9 protein-coding genes are annotated in these 21,136 nt (G+C 70.0%); 6 read left to right on the forward strand and 3 right to left on the reverse strand.

Going from position 1 to position 21,136, the window contains the following annotated elements; genetic code table 11:
- Positions 1–14: 14 nt before the first annotated feature.
- The 3 genes from AB0L53_RS01275 to AB0L53_RS01285 all read left to right on the forward strand — a co-directional run bounded on the left by AB0L53_RS01275 (position 15) and on the right by AB0L53_RS01285 (position 3,683).
- Positions 15–1,847, forward strand: a complete 1,833-nt coding sequence (locus AB0L53_RS01275) for a SpoIIE family protein phosphatase (protein ID WP_363988656.1) — start codon at positions 15–17, stop codon at positions 1,845–1,847.
- A 131-nt stretch (positions 1,848–1,978) separates the two neighbouring features.
- Positions 1,979–3,082 (forward strand): glycosyltransferase, encoded by a 1,104-nt coding sequence (locus AB0L53_RS01280; RefSeq protein ID WP_363988658.1) that lies wholly within the window; start codon positions 1,979–1,981, stop codon positions 3,080–3,082.
- A 10-nt stretch (positions 3,083–3,092) separates the two neighbouring features.
- Complete coding sequence (locus AB0L53_RS01285) at positions 3,093–3,683, forward strand: FMN-binding negative transcriptional regulator (protein WP_363988661.1); 591 nt, start codon at positions 3,093–3,095, stop codon at positions 3,681–3,683.
- 26 nt (positions 3,684–3,709) lie between these two features.
- On the opposite strand, the gene AB0L53_RS01290 is transcribed toward AB0L53_RS01285, so the two are convergent.
- A complete protein-coding gene (locus AB0L53_RS01290; protein ID WP_363988664.1) occupies positions 3,710–4,768 on the reverse strand; it encodes a helix-turn-helix domain-containing protein in 1,059 nt (352 codons plus the stop codon).
- Between the two features lie 76 nt (positions 4,769–4,844).
- On the opposite strand from AB0L53_RS01290, the gene AB0L53_RS01295 reads away from it, so the two are divergent.
- From AB0L53_RS01295 to AB0L53_RS01305, 3 genes are all read left to right on the forward strand, one after another.
- Complete coding sequence (locus AB0L53_RS01295) at positions 4,845–5,762, forward strand: proline dehydrogenase family protein (RefSeq protein WP_363988667.1); 918 nt, start codon at positions 4,845–4,847, stop codon at positions 5,760–5,762.
- On the forward strand, positions 5,763–7,436 hold the full coding sequence (gene pruA / locus AB0L53_RS01300; protein WP_363988670.1) for an L-glutamate gamma-semialdehyde dehydrogenase: 1,674 nt from the start codon (positions 5,763–5,765) through the stop codon (positions 7,434–7,436).
- 239 nt (positions 7,437–7,675) lie between these two features.
- Positions 7,676–9,646: a BTAD domain-containing putative transcriptional regulator gene (locus AB0L53_RS01305; RefSeq protein WP_363988672.1), complete on the forward strand. Its 1,971-nt coding sequence runs from the start codon at positions 7,676–7,678 to the stop codon at positions 9,644–9,646.
- A gap of 215 nt (positions 9,647–9,861) precedes the next feature.
- Here the strand turns inward: AB0L53_RS01305 and AB0L53_RS01310 are convergent, their stop codons facing one another.
- Both AB0L53_RS01310 and AB0L53_RS01315 read right to left on the reverse strand, forming a co-directional pair.
- Entirely contained in the window at positions 9,862–16,755 is a 6,894-nt protein-coding gene (locus AB0L53_RS01310; RefSeq protein WP_363988675.1) for an RHS repeat-associated core domain-containing protein, read from the reverse strand.
- 71 nt (positions 16,756–16,826) lie between these two features.
- Positions 16,827–20,993: a LamG domain-containing protein gene (locus tag AB0L53_RS01315; RefSeq protein WP_363990313.1), complete on the reverse strand. Its 4,167-nt coding sequence runs from the start codon at positions 20,991–20,993 to the stop codon at positions 16,827–16,829.
- Between the last annotated feature and the right edge of the window lie 143 nt (positions 20,994–21,136).

Raw genomic sequence — 21,136 nt, forward strand, 5'->3', positions numbered from 1 at the left:
CGTAGCGTCAGAGAATGACCATGCCCGGCCTCGAACACGCCCTGGACGCTCTGTCCGGACGTGTTTCCTCCCTGCGCGAGGCGCGGGCGGCCTACCCCTCCGACCTTGCGCCGACTCTAGACGCGGCACTCGCGGAGCTCGACACCGCCGCCGAGTTGCTGGCCGAGGCGCGTGAAGCGCTGCGCAACGCGCCCAAACGGCAGGGGGGTAAGAAGGACGGGGGCCAGCGGGAGCTGAAGCTGCTGCGCCAGGTCTACCGGGCCTTCCCCGTGCCGGTGATCGTGCTGGACGGTGGCGGGGTGGTCCGGCGGATCAACCCCGAGACCTCGCGGATGCTGGGCAGCCCCGACGGCTACCTGGTCGGGCGGTCGTTCCCGCTGCTGGTGGACGTGTCGCGGCGGGCGGCGTTCCGTTCGCATCTGATGTCGGTGCTGCAGACCGGGCAGCCGGCGGCGTTCGAGTCACGGCTGGCGCACCAGGGCAGGACCCATACCGTCCAGGTGGCCCTGACCAGGCTGACGATGCCCGGCGAGCCGCAGCAGATGGTGGCGGCCGTGGCGCTGCCGACCGAGGTGCAGCTGCCCGAGCCGGGCGCGCGGCGGCCCGAGCAGACCGACGGCGCGCTGCTGCTGGCGGCGGCCAAGCGCCAGGACCTGCTGGCCACGATGACCACGCTGTTGCTGGACGAGGAGGCGCTGCGGCAGCCTGTGGCGCTGCCCAGGGCGACGCGGCTGCTGGCGGCCGGCTGGGCCGACTGGGTGATCGCGGACGTGGTACGCGACGGTCTGGCCCGCCGCGCGGCCGTGGTGGCGCCCAAGGACCACCCGTTGGGCGACCTGGTACGCCAGATCGAGTCCGCCCAGCCGGCCGCGAGCCACGTGGTGACCCAGGTGCTGGAGCGCGGTTCCGGCGTGGTGCACGAGATGGTCGACGACGAGACGCTGCTGGGCTTCTGCGCCGACGGGCCGCTGCTGACGGCGATGGGCGCCGGCTCGATGCTGTGCGTGCCCATCGGCCCGGCCGACGGGGTGCTCACGCTGGTCAGGTCGCACGACCGGCCGCCGTTCACGCTGGCCGACCTGGGGGTCATGCAGGAGGTCGGGCTCCAGCTCGGGCTCGCGGTGCGCGCGCAGAGCAGCTTCCAGAGCCGTTCGCGGGCCGCCGACGCGCTGTCGGCCACCGTCGCGCCGCGCAACCTGCCGGACGTGCCCGGGTACGAGGCCGCCGCGATCTACAATCCCGGCGCTTCGGTCGGCGCCGAGTTCTACGACGTCTTCCCCGTCGCGGACGGCTGGGCGTTCGCCCTCGGCGGCGCCGCCGGCAAGGGCGAGGAGGCGGCGTCGGTCAGCGCGATGGTCAGGGGCGGGGTCCGGGTGCTCAGCGTCTGGGAGTCCGATCCCGACGTGGTGCTGCGCAAGGTGAACGAGGCCCTGGTGACGCAGGGGACCGGCATGTTCGTGATGGTCGTGGCCGGGTTCGTCCGGGGCCGCAGGATCCGCCTGTCGTCCGCGGGGCATCATCCGGCCGCGCTGCTGCTGCCCGACGGGAGCGTCCGGTTCGCCTCGGGTGGCGGCGTGCCGCTGGGCATCTCGCCGGAGGCCGAGACCGAGGCCGAGGAGCTGACCGTCGCGGTGGGTGAGACGCTGCTGCTGTACTCCGAGGGGCTGATCTCCTCCAGGAACGAGGTCGGCGAGCCGTACGGCGAGGAGCGGCTGGCCGACGTGCTGGGCAGATGCGCCGGTCAGGCGCCTACGACCATCGTGAAGGCGGTCGAGGCGGACCGGCATGCGTTCTCCGGCGGGCAGGTGTGGGACGAGATCGTGGTGCTGGCGCTGCGTGGCGTCTGAGTGGTGCCGGCTCTGCGGCGTCTGATCTGCGGGGGTTTGCGGTTGAGCCATCTTTGGGTAAGGTCGGGGGAAGAACGACGTGCCTAAGACGCAGGCACACCTTGAAAGCTGTTTTAACGCTGAGGTGTGCCATGAATATCGCGATCGTCGCTTCCGCTACCGGTAACAAGCGTCACCACATTCTCTCCGTAGCGCGTGAACTGGGACGCGAGCACCACGTCACCATCTACTCCCGTCGTGACAGTGCCGAGGGCAAGGCCAGGACGCGGGTGGCCCCGGGGGTGATGATGGAGCACATCGAGGTGGGCCCGGCCCGCGATCTCGCCCCCGCCGACGTCATGCCGTACCTCAAGGACGTCGGCCAATATCTGAGCCGGCGCTGGAGCCAGGAACGCCCCGACGTGATCCACGCCCACTCCTGGACCGGCGGCCTCGCCGCCGTCACGGGCGCCAACGGCCTGGGGGTGCCGGTCACCCAGACCTTCCACACCGTCGACGCGGCCCACGTGAAGTTGGAGCGCGCGCTCGGCCGCAGCGCCAGAGCGGTCATCGCCGGCTCCGGTGACGAGGAGTCGGCGCTGATCCGGCTCGGCGTGCCGCGCCACAACATCGCCATCGTGCCGTACGGCGTCGACACCGAGCGCTTCCACCGCCAGGGCCCGGTCGCCACGCGCGGCAGCCGCAAGCGCCTGCTGCACCTGGGCCCGCTCACCCCCGAACGCGGCGCCCCCACGATCATCCGCGCGCTGCAGGGCCTCCAGGACGTCGAGCTGGTGCTCGCGGGCGGCCCCGAGCCGGACCTGCTCGACGGCGACCGGGAGGTACGCCGCCTGCGCGCCCTGGCCCAGCAGCTCGGCGTGGCCGACCGGGTGACCCTGCTCGGGCAGGTCAAGCGGGCCGCGGTACCCAAGCTCATGCGCAGCGCCGATGCCGTGGTGTCGGTGCCGCGCGAGGCCACGACGGGGATCGTCGCGCTGGAGGCCATGGCCTGCGGTGTACCCGTGATCGCCTCGGCCGTGGGCGCGCACCTCGACTCGATCATCGACGGCGTCACCGGCCTGCTGGTGCCGCCGGACCGCCCCGCGCGGACCGCGCGCCTGGCCCGCGAGCTGCTGACGGACCCGACGCTGCGCACCGCGCTCGGCTACGCGGGCGCCGACCGCGCCCGTTCGCGCTACTCGTGGGAGCGGGTCAGCCAGGAGCTGGTGCGGGTGTACGAACTCGCCTGCGCTTAAAGTTCCTTTTATGCTGATTCACCCTTGGGACGCGGGCACCGACGAGCAGTCCCTGGCGTATGTGAAAGACCACCAGTTCGGGCACCTGATAGCCGCGGGCCGCGGCCGTGAGGTGCCCGTCGTGGTGCCGACGCAGTTCCTGCTCGTGGACGAGCGGACGATCGTGCTCCACCTGGCCCGGCCGAATCCGATCTGGGCGGCGATCGACGAGAACCCCAAGGTGGTCATGTCGGTGGCGGGCCCCTGGGCCTACATCCCCGGCCGGTGGCGGGCCGAGCCCGGTGTCGAGCCGGAGCTGGGCGTGCCGACCACGTTCTACTCCTCCGTCCAGCTGATCTGCCGGGCCGAGATCGTCAAGGAGGCCGAGGGCAAGCTGGAGATCCTGCGCGAGCAGCTCGCCGACCTCGAACCCGGGCAGGGCGATCCGGCCCGGATGCCGCGGCTGATGTCGGGCATCCAAGGGATCCGGCTGGCGATCGAGGAGATCCGCGGCAAGTTCAAGTACGACGGGCACAAGGACGACGCTCACCGGCAGCGGGTCGCCAAGGGGCTGACCGAACGCGGCGGGCCCGGCGACGCCTCAGCCCTCAGCCACCTGTAAGACCCGTCAGCGGCAAGGCCCGTCAGCTAGGGCGCCAGGAGGCGGGCCGCCTTGAGGCCCAGGTGGATGGTCAGCCGATCCTCGCCCTCCGACAGGTCCCGGTGCAGCGTCCGCTCGGCCTTGCCCAGCCGGTAGTAGAGCGTCTGGCGGTGGATGCCCAGCTCGGCGGCCGTCTTCTGGGCGTGGCCGCCGTGGTCCAGATAGACCTCCACGGTGTGCGCCAGCTCGGCGTCCAGCGCCGCCGTCTCGGCCGCCAGCTCGCGCAGGTCGCTCTGGCCGAGCCGGGCCAGCAGCCGGTGCACGCCCAGGTCCTCCCACCGGGCGACGGGCGCGAAGCGGGGGAAGTGTTCGGCGACGCGCAGCGCCTGCCGCGCCTCGCGCCAGCTCTGCCAGGCGTCCGCCGGGTCCGCCCGGGGGGCGCCGGTGCCGGCCGCCGTGCCGTACGCGCTCTGCAGGGTCTGGGCGACCTCGGCGGCCAGGTGCGCGGGGGCGAGCAGCGCGACGGGCGAGCCGGCGCGGGCCAGCACGCCGCGCGGCAGCGTCCAGAGGGCGGCGACGCGCTCCTCCGACTCGCGGACGGCGATCGCGGTGACGGGCCCTAGCACTTCGATGGAGGCGCCGGCCCGCTCCTCCGGGTCGGCCGAGAGCAGGGCGCGCAGGCCGTGGCCGAGGTCGTGGCGGCTCCTGGCCTCCTGGGCGAGCGCGGCGGCGGCCCTGGCGACGAGCGGGGCCGCCCGGCTCAGCGCCTTCTCGGTGAGGCTGCCGGAGTCGAGCAGCCACAGGTAGCCGTAGGTGACCTCGCCGTGGCGCAGCGGCCAGCAGACCCTGGCCAGGACCTTGAGGTCGGCGTCCGCGGGGATCCTGACCGGGCCGTGGGCACGGGCGATGCCGTAGCGTTCGAAGTAGTCGCGGACGTCGCCGGTGGCGCGCCTGCGCAGGATCGACTCCTGGCGGACGGTGTCGATGTCGCCGTGCTGCGCGCCATACGCCAGCAGGCGGAACGAGCGGTCCTCCAACGTCGCGGACGCCCCCAGCAGGCGGGCGAGCTCGTCGACGGTCTCCTGTAGATCTGCCGAATTGTGCATTTGTATGACAGCCTGCCACAAGCGGCGTTACGCGCGTCGATGGCCCGGTTGTGAGCTGCGGTTTTAGGCTGAGAACATGCTGGGTCAACTGCTACTCGCCACCTCCCGGAGCGCGCTGGTACGCCGCTCGGTATCCGGCTTCCCCCTCACTCGCAAGGTCGTCGACAGGTTCGTCGCCGGTGAGAGCGTTCAGGAGGCCCGGACCGTCATCGAACGGCTGCGCGACGCCAAACTCGCCGTCACCGTCGACCATCTCGGCGAGGAGACCCGGGACGCGAGCGCGGCGGCGGCCACCGCGAAGGCGTACATCACGCTGCTCGACGCGCTGCGCCCGCTCGATCTCGGCCGCCGGGGCGAGGTGTCGGTGAAGCTGTCGGCCGTCGGGCAGCGGCTCGACGACGCGATGGCGCTGGAGCACGCCCGCGAGATCTGCGCCGCCGCCGACGCGGGCGGCTCGACCGTGACACTCGACATGGAGGATCACACCACCGTCGACTCGACGCTGGCGATCCTGCGCAAGCTGCGCGCGGACTTCCCGTCGACCGGCGTGGCGATCCAGGCCTACCTGTTCCGCAGCGCGGACGACTGCCGCGAGCTGGCGGTCGAGGGTTCGCGGGTACGCCTGGTCAAGGGCGCCTACCGCGAGCCCGCCTCGGTCGCGTACCAGGGCAAAAGCGAGGTCGACAAGGCGTACGTGCGATGCCTGCGGACCCTCATGGCGGGGCAGGGGTACCCCATGGTGGCGACGCACGACGACCGGATCATCTCGATCACCGAGCTGCTCGCCGACCGCTTCGGCCGCCGGCTCGGGTCCTATGAGTATCAGATGCTGTACGGAATCCGCACCGACCGGCAGGAGGACCTCGCCGGGGCCGGTCACACCGTGCGCGTCTACGTTCCCTACGGCGACGACTGGTACGGCTATTTCATGCGCCGCCTGGCCGAGCGGCCCGCCAACGTCGCCTTCTTCCTTCGTGCCCTTGGGGGTAAGTAAATGGACGCCATCAGCAACGTGCCGGTTCCCGCCAACGAGCGGGTGTACGGCTACGCGCCGGGCAGCCCGGAGCGTACGACGCTGGAGAACCGGATCAAGGAGCTGTCCGGGTCCTCGATCGATCTGACCATGACGATCGACGGCGAGCGGCGGCTCGGCGGCGGCGCGCCGATCGACGTGGTGCAGCCGCACAACAAGGCCTCCGTCCTCGGCCGCATCCAGGACGCCACGGCCCAGGACGTACAGGACGCCGTCGACAGCGCGCTGCGCGCGGCTCCGGCCTGGCGGGCGCTGTCGTTCGACGAGCGGGCGGCGGTCTTCCTCAAGGCGGCCGACCTGCTGGCCGGACCGTGGCGGGCGACGCTGAACGCCGCGACCGTGCTCGGGCAGTCGAAGTCGGCGCAGCAGGCGGAGATCGACTCGGCCTGCGAGCTGATCGACTTCCTGCGGTTCAACGTGGCCTACGCGCGGCAGCTGTACGCCGACCAGCCGGCGTCGTCGCCCGGGGTGTGGAACCGGATGGAGTACCGGGCGCTCGAGGGCTTCGTGCTGGCGATCACCCCCTTCAACTTCACCGCCATTGCCGGAAATTTGCCGACGTCGGCGGCTTTGATGGGAAATGTCGTCGTCTGGAAGCCTTCGCCCACGCAGCAGTTCGCGGCGCACTTCACGATGCGCCTGCTGGAGGAGGCGGGCCTGCCGCCGGGTGTGATCAACATGGTCACCGGCAACGGCCAGGCGGTCTCCGAGGTGGCGCTCACGCACCCGCAACTGGCGGGCATCCACTTCACCGGCTCGACGGCGACCTTCCAGCACCTGTGGGGCACCGTCGGCGCGAACATCGCCTCCTACCGCGGCTACCCGCGCCTCGTCGGCGAGACCGGCGGCAAGGACTTCGTCCTGGCCCACCCGTCGGCCGACCCGGCCGTGCTCGCCACCGCGCTGGTCAGGGGCGCCTTCGAGTACCAGGGCCAGAAGTGCTCGGCGGCCTCGCGGGCGTACGTGCCGCGCTCGGTCTGGTCACGCATGCGCGACGACTTCGTCTCCGCGGCCGAGTCGCTGACCGTGGGGGACGTGGCGGGCGACCTGTCGACGTTCATGGGCGCGGTCATCGACGACCGGGCCTTCGCCAAGCACAAGGCGGCCATCGACCGGGCGCGCGGCGCCTCGAACATCGACCTGCTCACCGGCTCCTACGACGACTCCACCGGCTATTTCGTGAAGCCGACGATCCTGGAGTGCGCCGACCCCACGGACGAGATCTTCGTCAAGGAGTACTTCGGGCCGATCCTGGGCGTACACGTCTATGAGGACGGCGACTTCGACGCGGTGCTCGACCAGATGGAGAGCGTCTCGCCGTACGCGCTGACCGGGTCGATCATCGCCCAGGACCGCTACGCCATCGCCTCGGCCGCGGAGCGGCTGCGCTTCGCGGCGGGCAACTTCTACATCAACGACAAGCCGACGGGCGCGGTCGTGGGCCAGCAGCCGTTCGGCGGCGCCCGCGCCTCGGGCACCAACGACAAGGCGGGCTCGATCTTCAACCTGATCCGCTGGGTGAACGCCCGTACGATCAAGGAGACCTTCGTGCCGCCGGTCATCACGGGTCCTTACCGGGGTGACATTCCGCAGACGGCGTTCGAGCAGCCCGACCTGAAGCGGCTGGGTTACTGAAGTCCAGCGGCTGAACAGGTGAAAGGCACCCCGGATTCGGGGTGCCTTTCACCTGTTGGCCGGCGGGTCGCCCCGGTCAGACGCCCGCAGGGGGGACGTCTGGTCGCTCGGCCCCTTGAGCTGGAGTTTTGCACTCAGACGGAAACCTCTGGATGGCGCCGACGTGTTGCGGCAACCTGGCCAGGCACCGGGGACAGCGTTCGTCCTTCACTGGTGTGGGGGCACGTTCTGCTCCGCAGGTGGAGATCGTCCTGGTGTCGGCGGGGGCCCTCATCGGGGAGGCGACGGGGGTCCATATGCGATTACAGGTGCTCGGGCCGATGCGGTTCTGGACCGGTTGCGACTGGGCTCCGATCCCCAGCCCGCGCCCCCGAACCTTGCTGGCCCTGCTGACGATCAGCGCGGGGCGGCCGATCACCACAGGACACATGATCGCCGAGCTGTGGCCGGTCAAGCCGCCGCCGACGGCGGCCACTCTGCTGCGGGGCTACATCCTGCAACTGCGGCGCGCACTCGGCGACGACGGCGGCGAGACGATCATCACCCGGGCGTCCGGCTACGAGATCCGCCGCGCCGCCGACGAGACCGACGTCGCCCACTTCGACGCCCTGACCGCGCAGGGGCGCACCGCGCTGGTCAAGGGTGCCGCCGGGGAGGCCCACCGGCTTCTCTCCCAGGCGCTCGCCCTGTGGCGCGGCGAGCCGTACTCCGACACCCTGCCCACCACGGCGGTGACCGCCGAGGTGAGCAGGCTGGGCGAACGCCGGCTCACCGCCACCGAGGCCCGCATCGAGGCGGGCCTGCTGCAGGGGCGGGGGCCCGAGCTCATCCACGAGCTCCAGGGCTTGACTTCGGAGCATCCCCTGCGGGAAGGCCTGTGGGCGCAGCTCATCCGCGCGCTGTACGCGGCCGACCGACGCGCCGACGCCCTGGAGTCCTACCGGCGGGCGCGGCAGACGCTGGTGGAGGAGCTCGGCCTCGAGCCTGGACCTGACTTACGAGAGCTGCACCATGCCATTCTCGAGGGCCGGTCCTTACCTGGTCCGGGCATATCCGCTCGCCCCACAGCCATCCTCGGCGCCGCCCAGGAGGGCTCCGCCTCGGCATCGCCGCCTCTGGAACTGCCTCGGGACGTTCCGGCGTTCACCGGCCGGCAGGAGGACCTGGCCTCCTTACAACGTTTCATGACCAGCTCCGGCGGGCCGGGAGCGGTCGTGATCACGGGGGGCGGCGGTATGGGCAAGTCGGCACTGGCCATTCATCTGGCCCACCGCTTACGTGACCACTTCCCTGGCGGACATCTGTACGTCGACCTGCAGGGATCCCGGGAAGAACTGAAGCCGCTCCAGAGCACCGAAGCGTTGGGACGCATGCTGCGGGCCCTTGGTGTGGCATCACGAGATCTGCCAACGGAGACCGTCGAGGCCGCCGCCCGTTTCCGGTCCCTCACGACAGGCCGCGGCATGCTGGTGCTCCTGGACAACGCGGTGGACACAACCCAGGTCGAGCCGCTGCTCCCAGGTGAGCGATGTGGCGTCCTGGTGACCAGCCGGCGTGCCCTGACGACCTTAGGCTGCACCGTCCACCATCTGAACGGGCTGTCCGACCAGGAATCTCTGACTATGCTCGGCAGGCTGGCGGGCGAGGAACGCGTCACCGCCGCCCCCGACGCGGCCCGGCGAATCGCCCGCTGCTGCGAAGGCCTCCCCCTGGCCGTCCGCATCGCCGCTGCCCGCCTGATGTCCCGCCCGCACTGGTCTCTACACTGGCTGGCGGACAAGCTGAAGAGTGAACAACACCATCTAGACGAGCTGGAAATAGACGACTTATCGGTTCGTTCCGCCCTCGCCGTTAGCTTCCGCGACATCGAAGGCGACGCCAGCGGACCAGACATGGCACGGCTGCTATGTCTCCTGGCCATCTCTCGTCAATCCCACATCATCGTCGCCCTCGCGGCGGAACTCGACGACGGGAACCTCAACCAGGCCGAGAAGCTACTCGAGAAACTCCTCGATGCCCGCCTCCTGAACTCTCCTGAACCGGGCCGCTACCAAATGTCAGAACTTGTACGACTGTCGGCTCTGGAGCGGGCCTGCCGCCACATTCCGCCGCACGAACCGAACGCGCCGGGAAGGTCGATCCACCACAAGTCCGAGGCCCTACCACTCCCTCGCCTACTCAACTCATCCCGGGCCGTGCCGACGAACTAGTCAAGGCCGGTCACATGACGACACATCTCTTGCCGGCGTAGTACGGTCGCCTAACGCCTCCATTTCGTGGAATCGAGTTGTCGATGCGAGTCGAAACGTGTGCGGGGAACCCGTTCGATCGGTTCCCCGCACTGCGCTCGCCGGTCAACGCTCCACAACATCGCCGGCAGCGAATCGATTGCCGATCGGCACGACTTGGTGACGTTGCGACAGCGCTAGCACTGTGTATTGAGAGTCACGACGCAGCTGATCTTGGCGAAATCATCTTCCGTCCGCACGCCAGGCATTCCCGAATACCACCTGAGGTCCGGGCCATTGAAAGCATATGGCCGCACCGTCGTGTAGAACTCTATGCCTGTCGCGCCTTCAGGGAGAGGTCCGTGGTACGCCTGAACCGTGGGAACCATGCCGTTTCGCGGCGTCTTCCCCCACATTTCCTGACTCTCCACCTGCATTCTTGCCACTTCGGGAGGCTGCGAGGGTGTCTCAATTCTATGAAATGGTCCATAAACCCTCTGCGTAGGAGCCGCGCCACCCGCCGGACTTCCACCGCCTACTGGAGGGCAATTGTGGGTGAGGAGGGCTGTGGCGCCTGCTTGTGCGTAGTACGTGTGCAGGTCATCGACGGTGAGATTATGGACGCGTTGGGTCGTCGTCCACTTCTGGACGGCGGTGATCTGGACGTGGGTGCCGGCACTGGTGCGGAGCCACATGCCCGGCCGCAGCCGGTCCGCGTCACGCCACTCGCGCAGGTCGTCCAGCCAGAACGGATGGCCTTCGGTCGCGGTGACGCTACCGGTGCGATCACCTCGGTCGCCGTCGATGTCCACGGTGATCTTGACGAGGTGCTTGACGCCCTCACCGACGATCAAAGCGGTGACCTGTTTCGCTTGTGTACTGCCGGTGCCCGGGTCGGCGGCCAGGACCCAATCGCCCACCTCGACACGCTCGATGGGCTTGGCGGATCCGTCCGCCATCAACACCTTCGTGCCGGGGACGAAGCTGTTGCCTTTACAGCCTCGGCCGATCGCCCTGCCGGCGGCTTTTATGCCCGATCGGATCCTGCCCGCACCGCGAGCGGCGGAGGTCGCCCCTTTCTGGAAGACCTGTCCGGCGATCTCGCGGCCCGTCATGCCCGCTGCCCTCGCCGCGGCGTATCTGGTCAGCCCGGCAAGCCCAAGCTTTATCGCTGATCTGGCCAGGCTTGCGACACCGATCACGGAAAGGGCGATGTCTGGCGCTAGTTTGCCCGCTTTGTACCAGTTGGAGCCAGGGTCTGCCCCCAACCAATGAGCGATCTTGTCTTCGGCTCCAGGGATCATTGCAATAGATCCGAGAGGGCCGAGTGCGCCGTTCTGCAAGCCCCACATCTCGGCGCCTACGTAGGCGTTCCAGGCCGGCTTGAGGAGATGCTTGACGAACCAGTTGCCACCACCACCACCGCTATGGCCACCACCGCCACCACCGCTGCTGCCGCCGCCAGAGCCGTTGTTGCCTCCTCCGGGGTTCGAGTGCGGGCATCCCTTGTTGGCGTAGTAGCAGTTCGGATTGCCGCGGAGCGGGCCGTCGAGGCCGTCGGGGTCGCTCTGGGTGACGGGGGTCTGGTTGGCGTAGGAGTAGCCGTCCCAGCTCTGCGGGTAGCCGAGGTTGAACAGCGGGTCGACGGAGATGAAGCGGCCGATGTCCGCGTCGTACTCACGAGCGCCGAGGTGGGTGAGGGACGTACTGGAGTCGATGGTGCCGCCGACGAAGCCCCTCTCCCCCGGCCAGGCGCCGACGGCGATGCCGCGCGGCTGGCCGAACGGGGTGTACCGCCGCTTGCTCAGCGCGCCGGTGGCAGCGTCGATCGCCACTTCGCCGGTGCCCTGGTGGTCGGGCGACAGGAAGGTGACCCCCGCGGTGGTGCGCATGGCGATGGTCACGTCGTCGTGGCTGTAGTAGCGGGTGGCCTGGGTGGTCGTGGCTCCCTTGTTGAGGCGCACCTCGAGCCCTGGGAGGTAGACCGTGGTCCCGGTCGGGTCGCGGCGGATCAGCCGGTCGCCGTCCGAGTCGTAGCCGAAGCTGGTCTCACCGGCGCCCGCGTCGGCCACCTTGGTGAGATGGCCTTCGACGTCCCAGGAGAGCGTCTGGTCGCCTGCGGCTGTAGTCCGCCTGGTGGTGTTGCCGGTGGCGTCGTAGGCGTAGCTGTCGGTACGCCCACCTGTCCCGGTCTGGGTGGTGACGGTGGCGAGTTGGTGCCCCTTGTACGAGGTACCGACGCCGGTGCCACCCGCGTAGGCATAGGTGCGCGTGGTGCCGAGCTTGTTGGACGTGTCGTACTGCGTCTCGGTGGCGCGGTTGCCGGAGGCGTCGAAGGTGTACGCGGTCCGGTACGGCGCGGGGCCGCCCAGGGTCGCCGAGCCGGGATCGGTCGCACAGCCGTCGCTCGCCTGGGTCCAGGCGTCAGTGAGCCGCTTCAGGTAGTCGTAGCGGAAGCACTGGTTGTCAGTACCGTCGCGGGAGACGTCGATGATCCGCGTGATGTCGCCCGCGTCGTCGTAGTCGTAGGTGGCGTCGCGGTCGACACCCGGCATGCCGGCGTGGACCGTGGTGCTGGTCTTCAGCCGCTGGGTGCCGAACTCGTACCCGTAGGTCTGATCGACCTGCTTGCCTCCGGTGGACAGCCGCCTGCCCAGCAGCTTGCTGGTCTTGCTGTAGTCGCTCCCGATGACGTACGTCGCCAGGTTGCTCGTCAGCTTCACCGCACGGCTGAGCTCGTCATACGTGGTGGCGACCACCTCGGCCGGCAGCCCGCCGACCGCCGGGCTGCTGACCGACTGCACGCTCCCGTCGAGGTTGTAGACGGTGTTGAACTGGTAGCCGGCGGACGGCGCGAGCGCCGACTCGGCCGCGGGGAGGCCGGACAGGGTCACGGTCGTGCGGGTCGGCCGGTTCTGGTTGTCGTAGGAGCTGACCGCCTCGGTGTAGACGGCGCCGTTCTCGTATCGGATGGAGGCGGTCGGCTGTCCCTTGCGTACCGTGTCGTACGTCCACTCGGCGAGCTTGGCGCCGGGGCTGCCGCTCGTCGTGTCGTACCGGGCGATCTGGCGGCCGATCGGGTCGTAGGTGGTGCCGATCTTCTTGCCCCGCGCGTCCTCGGCCTGGACGGACTGGTCGAGGTCGTCGTAGGCGTACTTCGTGACACCCTTGTCGGGGTCGGACACCTGGATCTGGCGACCGCGCAGGTCGTAGTCGTACGTCCAGGTGTGGCCGCCGTACCCCTTGATCGACGCCAGCTGTCCCCTGGGGGTGTAGCTGTAGGAGGTCGAGTCGTAGCCGCCCGGCTTGTGCTGGCGGACCTCGACCTTCCTGCCGAGGGCGTCGACCACGGTGGTCGTGGGGATACCGCCGGCGGGCGGGGTGACGGTCGTCCAGTCACCGCCGTAGGCGTAGGTGGTGCGCCACTTCTCCCCGGCGTCGCTGTTGCCCGCGAGCAGCCGTTCGGCGACGACGCGGCCGAGCCCGTCGTAGGTGTAGGCGGTCTGGCTCTCCACCTGGCCCGGGGTGTCCACGCCGAACAGGGACGCGCCGGGGGCGTCGTCGGCGTAGTACGGGGCGTAGGTCCGGTCCACGCTGCCCTGGGCGTTGTAGAAGGTGTCGCTGATCAGGCGGCCGCCGTCCGGGCCGGGCTGCTGGGTCTGGCGGGAGCGCAGCCAGCCGTCCATCAGCTCGTACGCGGTGTCCTGGCCACCGTCGTTGTTGAGCTCCTTGGTGTAGATCGCGGTGATCTGGCCGGCCACCGTCTGGTAGCCGAACTGCCGGTTCGGAAGCTGGTCGGTGTCGCGGCCCGGCGCCCACACCCTGCTCACCCGGCCGAGGGCGTCATAGGAGAAGACCGTCGTCTTGTCGCCCTCGTCGGTGGACTTGAGGGCACTCCCCCAGGCGGGATCGAGCTCGGTGATCGTGGTCATCGCCGAGCCGGCGTCCCCGCTCTTGACCGGCGGGCCCGTAACCGTCGCCCTGGTGGTCAGGCCGCCGCTCTCGGTGTAGACGGTGGTCGTCGTGCGCTCGACGGGGGTGGCCGTGGTGTTGTCGACCACGGTCACGGCCTTCGGTCTGCCGTAGGCGTCGTAGACGGTCTTGGCAGCCGGCACGTAGCGCACGGCGGTGCTGGTGGTGCCGGTGGCCGCGACCTTGTCGGTCGCCGTGACCAGCCCCCTGGTCGGCGCCGCTGCGAAGGCCCCGCCGTCGTAGTAGGTGCGCCCGTCGGAGATGAGCTGCTTGCTGAGGTCCACGGACTGACCGCAGGACGCCGCCACCGTCCGCACCTGCGCCGGGAAGCCGACCAGCCAATCGGTGGTGTTCTGCGCCGCAAGCGTCGTGGTGGTGCATCGGTTGTCGGCGTCGGTGGTGACGTCGCCGAAGTCGTCGACCTGCGTCGGCGCGCCCGTCGTGGCGTCGAAGGTGTTGGTGGTGGCCTTGGTCTCCCGCCAGCTCCCGTCGTCGAGCGCGGTCAGCTTCCGGGTGGTCTTGGTGCCGATCAGGTTGGCGGTGACGGTTCCCCACGAGCGGGTGCGGGAGGCGGTCTGGGAGTGCCACGGCGAAGCGACGCTCTTGGACACGACGCTGCCGCCGGCCTTGTCGTAGGTCACGGTGCGGACCTCGAATCCCTGCAGGGACTCGTGATCGGGATAGCTGCCTCCCTCGTCGTCGGAGACCTTGACGTCCTTCTCGCCGCCAGAGGTGTTCAGGCGGTCGCCGTCCATGCCCTGGAAGTACCAGTGGTCGACCTGGCCGGGCGCGCCACTGGTGGCCGCGCTGATCACCCGTACCTGGTCGTAGCCGTGCCACTGCGACCACGTCTTGTACTTCTCGGGCGTGAGCCCGTCGTCGTCGTCGAAGTGCCAGGCGGCGTGCCCGACGCCGTAGTCGTACCTGGTGACCATGTCCGGCGACCCGCCGGTCAGATCGGTCTGTACTGTCTCGGTCACCACGTACTTGTGGAACCAGTCGAGGGTCGGGTTCTCGCTCTCGCCGTCGGTCTTCGTCCAGTACGTGGGGAAGCAGCGACGGCGGTTGGTCTGCGGGGTCGGCAGGTCGCTCGTGGTGCAGTCCGCGTCGGAATACTTGATGTCGAGGACCCCGCCGAACTCGTTGTACACCGTGCCGAGCCGGTCCTTCACGAACGGGCCGAGGTCGTCGCCGAGCTTGTCCACCCGGTTCGGCTTCTGTGTGTAGACGAACGACACGGGGGGCAGCTCGACCGGGTCCGGTCCGGCGAGACCGGTGTGGACGATGGACGTCAGCAGCAACTGCCGGTCGACGTCGGCCATCCCCCACGCGTGCTTCAGCTCCCAGTAGTCCACCGGGCGGTAGTCGCTGCCGTCCGCCTTGAGGACCTGGGTCTTGACCATGGTCAGTCGTTTACGGGTCCAGAACGTGGGCGAGAGGTTGCCGTGGTCCTCCTTGCACTCCTGTCCGGAGTCGCAGTGCAGGTCCCAGGGCACGTCCTCCCAGTACTCCGGGTGGTCCTTGATCTTGTCCGCCGCGCAGTCGGCGTCCGCGGAGCGCAGGCACCGCTCGGAGACCTCGAAGCTGACCCGTGCCGGAGCCTTGCCCGGGAACAGGTTGTCGGAGCGCAGGCCGTAGTCGATGTGGTCGAGGTAGCCGCCGCGTACGTACGACGTCTCGTCCTCGGCCTTGAGGTCGCGGCCGTAGTGGTTCGTCTCCTGCTTGTAGAAGTAGGTGATGGCGTTGCCGTCTCGGTCGACGACCTTGTCGAGGTTCCACCGCCACGCCTGCCGGCACCAGGAGTCCTTGAACTCGGACTTGTGGCACGGCTCGCCGTCGTCGTCGCCGAACACCGGAACCGTCCAGGCCGACTGGGTCTGCGGGTTCTCCAGGGCCAGCGTGTTCAGCCCGAAGAAGTACTGGGTGCCGTCGGGGGTGGTGACCTTCCAGTACTCCCCGTCGTTGTCGCCGTTGTCGAGGGAGGCGCTGGTCAGCTTCTCGATGCGGGTGCCGTCGTCGTTCTTCATCCGCCACTTGTCGCCGCCCGCGGGGATGAGCTCGCCGCCCTTGCCGTTCAGCGTCATCGTGGCGTTGTCGTAGCCCCAGCACAGGTCGCCGGGGTAGAGGTCGAGCGTGGTGTTCTTCGGCACGCCGTCGTCCTTGCAGGACTTGTAGCGCCGCTCGATGTAACCGGGCCACAGGTCGAACCCGTCGCCCACCCAGGACGGCTGGGTGTTGGTGTTGGAGGTCCGGCCGTCGATGGACGAGGAGGAGTACGACAGGCCGACGTCCGGGGCCAGCCCGCCCGGCACCGGCGGCACCCGCATCGGGTACGACCAGGTGAAGTCGCCGGACTGAGGGCCGACCCCCCACGTCGCCGACGCCGACAGCGACGTCGCCTTGTAGTCGCCCTTGCCGCTGGAGGGCGCCGCCGCGGCGGCCAGCACCGTCGCCGCGCCGTCCGCCGACGCGGTCGTCACCTCCGCGCTCACGGTCTGGTGCTCGGTGTCGTTGGCCGAGGCCACCGGGGTCGCCGTACGGCAGCCGGCGGCGTCCGGCGTGGTGAGTGCGCAGGCGGGCAGCCGTACCAGCCGCAGGCGGGAGCCGTAGGAGGCGCCGTACGCGCGGGCGAACCCGGAGTAGTCCAGGCGCACGGCCATCTTTCCGGGGACCGGCGCGGCACCGGCCTGCTCGACGGAGAACACCACCCCGTCGACGCCGGCGCGCCGCCCTGTCGCGTGGTCCAGCATTCGCACCCGCACCTTGCCGGGGGTGGCGGACGAGGCGGTGGCGGCACCAGTGGGCGAGACGGCACCGACCCAGACCGGGAGTGTGCCCGCCTTCGCGGCAGCCGTGGAGGCCGACTTACGGAGGCCGGGCGCGGCGGCGGGCAGGGAGACCTCGGCGACCCCCGCCTTCGGCCACGTCACGGTGGCGGAGGGCGTCGGGTGGGCCACGGACGCGTCCACCGTGCGCGGTTTGACCTTCACCTCGTGCCCGGCCACCGTCTTGTCGGGGTCCGCCGGCTTGGGCAGCAGCCGTGCGGTGTCCGCCGCCACCGGCGGAGCCTCGACGGGCACCGCCGCCAGCAGCCCCGCACACACGAGGAGCGCCGTCACGGTCGCGACCAGGCGCGGAGAACGCCGCCGGCGCTTTATGCCATTGCCGCTACGCACAACTTCCTCCACGGCTAGAGCTCGTCGATCTCGGTCGGGTTGGCCAGGTAGGCGATCTCTTCCTCGGTGGCCGCGCCGCGCAGCACCCAGACGTCGTCCAGCTGGCCGCGCCAGTTCTGGCCCGTTGGATAGGCGCCGCCGGTTCTGGCCCGCCCGAGTTGCACTGAGGTGATGGGCGCGAAGACCCGGGTGTTCTCGCGGTAGGACACCGTCGGGGCCTCGGCGGCGTCCTCCCGCACGCCGTTGACGTACAGCGTGATCCGGCTGTTGAAGCCGTCGTAGACGACCGCCAGGTGGTCCCAGTCGCCGAAGCCGCCCTGGTGGAAGCTGGAGTGCTCCACCGTCGCGGTGGTCGCGCCCGCACCGTCCACGCTGGGTACGTCCAGGACGTAGCAGCCCTTGGCGGCGTCGTAGCGCACCGCCACGGCGCTGTTGGTGGCGCCGGCGAGGCCGAGCACGGTCATGGACCTGGTGGGAGTGCCCGCCGTCTGCACCCACGCCGACACCGTGAAGCTCTCGGCGCTGTCCACCACCGCCCCGTCGGCCGCGGCGTAGTCCCCGTCGCCGCCGGGGAGGTCGAGCGCCCCGGCCACCTGGCCGTCGGGCGGGGTCACGACGGCCAGGGCGGGATCGGTGGTGATCTTCGCGGCGCCGGCCAGCGTCACCGGGTGCTTGACGGCCACCGGCGCGGAGTCGGGGCTGGTCGCCGGGGTGCCGGTCGAGGTGTTGAGCCGCCAGCGGCCGAAGATGTCGGACTTGACGGCGAACAGGTCCTGCGCCTCCTCGACCGAGACGATCCGGTCGTAGACCCGCACGTCGTCGATCGCGCCCGTCACATAGTCGACCGCTGCCCCGTTCCACTTGGACCGGCCGATCTGCAGCCCGCCTCCGGCCTGCCACACCGGTGGAAGGTCGTTGGAGCCGCTCTCGACGCCGTTGACGTAGATCCGGAGTTTCCCGGCCACGACGTCCTGGACCCCGACCAGGTGAGTCCACTGGCCGAGCGTCGCCGTGGCGGCCGAATACGCGGTGAGCGTCGTCGGAGCCGTGATGTCGGCGGCCGTCCGCATGAACGCCCACTTCTTGTTGGCGGCCCGGTACTTGAGGTAGAAGCCGCTCTGGTTGGCGCCGTCCTGGCTGACGATCGTCATGTCCGTGGCGGCGGTGGTCGGCAGCTTCACCCAGGCGGCGACGGCGAAGTTCCCGGTCGTGTTCAGCACCGGGCGGGCGGTGGAGGCGTACGCGGCGGGGCCGGTGAGCTGCATGGCCGTGCCGATCTGGCCGGGGACCGCGAGAGTGGCGCTGCCCTGCGCGGTGGCGGGCAGAGGGCCGCCACCCTCGCCGTAGACCCGCTCGTTGCCGGCCGGCTCCTCGAGCCGCCAGTGCGCCGCGAGCTTCCGGCCTTCCGGTGTGGAACCGGCGGCCAGACCCGCCGCGTCGGCGTCGGACAGGGCCTCGGCGAACACCTCGACCTCATCGACGTCGCCCGGCCAGTTGTTCGCGTACCCGCCGTCGTACAGGCTGCGCCCGATCTGGAACGCGCCCCTGGCATCGAGTACAGAGGTGACCAGGGTCTCGGCCGCCTTGGTGCCGTTGACGTACAGCCGGAGCATCTTGGCGGGCGCGTCGTACACGCCGGTCAGGTGGGTCCAGACGTTCAGCTCCGGCGGCGTGGGCGCGATCGCCCCCGTCCACGGACCGCTTGCGCCCTTCACGTCGTTCGCCGGGGTCTTGAACACCCATGAACTGGGGGCGGGGTTCACGCCGAGCTGGAAACCGCTCTGGACGGACGCGTCCTGCGCCAGAACGTTGTAGAAGGCGTCGTTCTTGCGCAGCCGGACCCATGCCGAGACGGTGAAGCTCTGCGTGGTGTCTGCGACGGCGAGGTCGGTGGCGGCGTAGCCACCGGCGTAGCCGTCCAGGCTGAGTCCGTTGCCGGCCTTGCCCTCCACGCCGAGGGTGGCCCCGGCGCCGGACCGGGCCGCGATCCCCGGGGTCTCACCTGTGAGCGTGGTGGAGCCGGCGGGTTCGTCAAGTTTCCATCGTGTCTTCTCCGGGGCGCCCTCGCTCACCCAGAACCGGTAGTCGCCGACCGAGAAGTTCCCCGCCGCGTCCCACACGGTGATGTACAGGGTGTTGACGCCGGGATGCGTCGGGACCACCTGGACCGTCTGCGGGTTGGCGGCGCGGGTGAGCGCCGAGGCGGGGGCTGGGGTGGTGTTGAGCGCGTAGGCGTACTTGGTCGCCTCGGGATCGAAGGTGATCGTGAACGACCCGTAGCGGCCGACGCCGTCGCGCGCGCTCACGTCCGGGTCGTCGGGGTTCAGCTCCGGGTACTCGGGCGAGCCGACCACGGGGGTGCGGGGCGCTGTGGGGTCGTAGCGCAGGTAGCAGCTGGTGGCGGCGCCGCCCGAGCTCCACGGGCTCCACGCCACGCCGTCGTAGGCGCGCACCTGGTAGTTGAAGTCCGTGTTCACCGGGATCAGGCCCGAAGGCACCTGCGCCGAGAACGACGAACGGTGCGAGCCCTTGGCCGACTGCTTCTTGGGGCTGGTGGTGCGCCACTGGTGCTCGGTGCCGGCGGTGTCCTTCCACGACACCAGGAACTCGGCATTGAGCTTCTCCCCCTCGGCGCCGCTGTTGTCGGGGTCGGTGAGGTTGTCGGCGTACAGCATCGGCAGCCGGTTCACCGGCGTGGTGTGGCCGTAGGCCGGGCAGGGGCCACCGGGGCTGGAGTGCAGTTGTTTCATCTGCGGCTGCGGCGGGGTGCTGTTGTAGTACACGCGTAGAGTCGCGTCTCCGTCGAACCGCTTCCAGCCGTACTCGTCGTCCTCGTGCCCGGCCCGCAGGCCGAACGTCGTACTCGACCAGCCTTTCTTCGCGGCCTCCATGACGGCCGACTCCACGTTGAAGACCACGTCGCCCGCCGGGCAGCTGCTCGAATGGCCCTTGGCGACGTCCCGGTAGGTGAGGTAGTCCGCCCAGTTGTCGGAGGTCGAATTCCAGGTCGAGTTCTTGCCGAACGCGGTGGTCCGATAGATGTGCACCGATCGCCCGTCGCAGGATGGCGCCCAGGTCTCCTTGACCGAGAACTCCGCCGACAGGATCTGCTTGCCCGCCAAACGGCTGGTCGGCATCCGGTAGAACAGCCGCTTGACGTGGGAGCTGCCGCAGTAGGCGCCGGCCGGGGGCAGGCTGATGGGGCAGCGCCCCATGCCCTCGTCGGTGAAGGTGTGGTCCTCCCAGCCTCCGCTGGAGACCATCAGCTTGGCGGACTCGCCGGGCGCGTACCACATGGGGTCGATGTAGATCGGGAACTTCACGTCCGGGGAGGTGAGCAGCCCTTGGTCCGGCTCGAGCGTCATGCGCCCGGCGTCGGCGCTCGTCTTCATCACCGCGACGCGTGAGGTGTCCCCCGGCGCCGCCGCCGACGGCCTGCGCAGTCCTCCGTTCCCGGGCGTGGCCGAAGCGGCGGCCAGGGCCCCGGCGGGCTCGCTCGAGTCCCACATCTTCGGCGGCGGCGCCCTGAACACCTCGGCGCCCGTCACGGGGTCGAGTGCCGATTGGTCGCCTCGCGGGTCCGCCGCCATCCGCAGGTCCGGCGCCGACAACCCGTACTGGAGCTTGGCCAGCCGGGGATCGCGCGCCGCTTCCGGCGTATTCACCACCAGCACATGGGACGCGCCGTCCGCGGTGGCCCGGACCCGCAGGTCGACGTCGGGCCCGAGCACGCCCCGGTACACCGCGGTGTCACCGTCGAGTTCGGGTGCGGGCAGGCGGCCGGGCCACGACAGCGACATCCGGCGGCCCGCTCGGGTCATCGACAGCATGGGCGCGTCGCCGCCGCCGGACAGCCGCAGATCGACAGTGGTGGCCGCGGGCCGGATGGACCCGTCGGGATCCCTCCGCAGGGTGGTGTCGATGCCGACCCACGTGCCGTCCTTCAAGGTACGGACCGGCATCAGGTGCTCGACCGCGACGAACCCGCCCTGTGGTTGCGCCCGCACCTCACGTCTCTCGCCGCGCAGGCCGAGGACCTCCACCGGCTGCCCCGACTCACGGGCCGACCGCGCCGCTTCGGCCTCGGTCACCTGGGGCTCAGGACCGGCGGCCCGCGCTCCCCGTCCGGGGGCCGCACCCCAGGACGGGACGGCGAGGCATGACAAGGTCATGGCCGCCATCGCTGACACCGCGGTCAGGGTCCAACGAGTTCTCAACACCGCGCTCCCACCGGCTCCCCGTCGACGTCGGCCGCCAGACTCTTCTGGCGGCCGAGATCAAGAGTGGCGGTGACCGGTAGTAAGCCCGTTCAGATCGTGTAGAT

This window comes from Nonomuraea sp. NPDC052129, assembly GCF_040680095.1.
GTDB lineage: Bacteria > Actinomycetota > Actinomycetes > Streptosporangiales > Streptosporangiaceae > Nonomuraea.

What these genes read in the sequence shown, in the direction of transcription:
- AB0L53_RS01275 (WP_363988656.1), top strand. Translation starts at nt 15, where the DNA reads ATGACCATGCCCGGCCTCGAACACGCCCTGGACGCTCTGTCCGGACGT.
- AB0L53_RS01280 (WP_363988658.1), top strand. Translation starts at nt 1,979, where the DNA reads ATGAATATCGCGATCGTCGCTTCCGCTACCGGTAACAAGCGTCACCAC.
- AB0L53_RS01285 (WP_363988661.1), top strand. Translation starts at nt 3,093, where the DNA reads ATGCTGATTCACCCTTGGGACGCGGGCACCGACGAGCAGTCCCTGGCG.
- AB0L53_RS01290 (WP_363988664.1), bottom strand. Translation starts at nt 4,768, where the DNA reads ATGCACAATTCGGCAGATCTACAGGAGACCGTCGACGAGCTCGCCCGC.
- AB0L53_RS01295 (WP_363988667.1), top strand. Translation starts at nt 4,845, where the DNA reads ATGCTGGGTCAACTGCTACTCGCCACCTCCCGGAGCGCGCTGGTACGC.
- pruA (WP_363988670.1), top strand. Translation starts at nt 5,763, where the DNA reads ATGGACGCCATCAGCAACGTGCCGGTTCCCGCCAACGAGCGGGTGTAC.
- AB0L53_RS01315 (WP_363990313.1), bottom strand. Translation starts at nt 20,993, where the DNA reads ATGGCGGCCATGACCTTGTCATGCCTCGCCGTCCCGTCCTGGGGTGCG.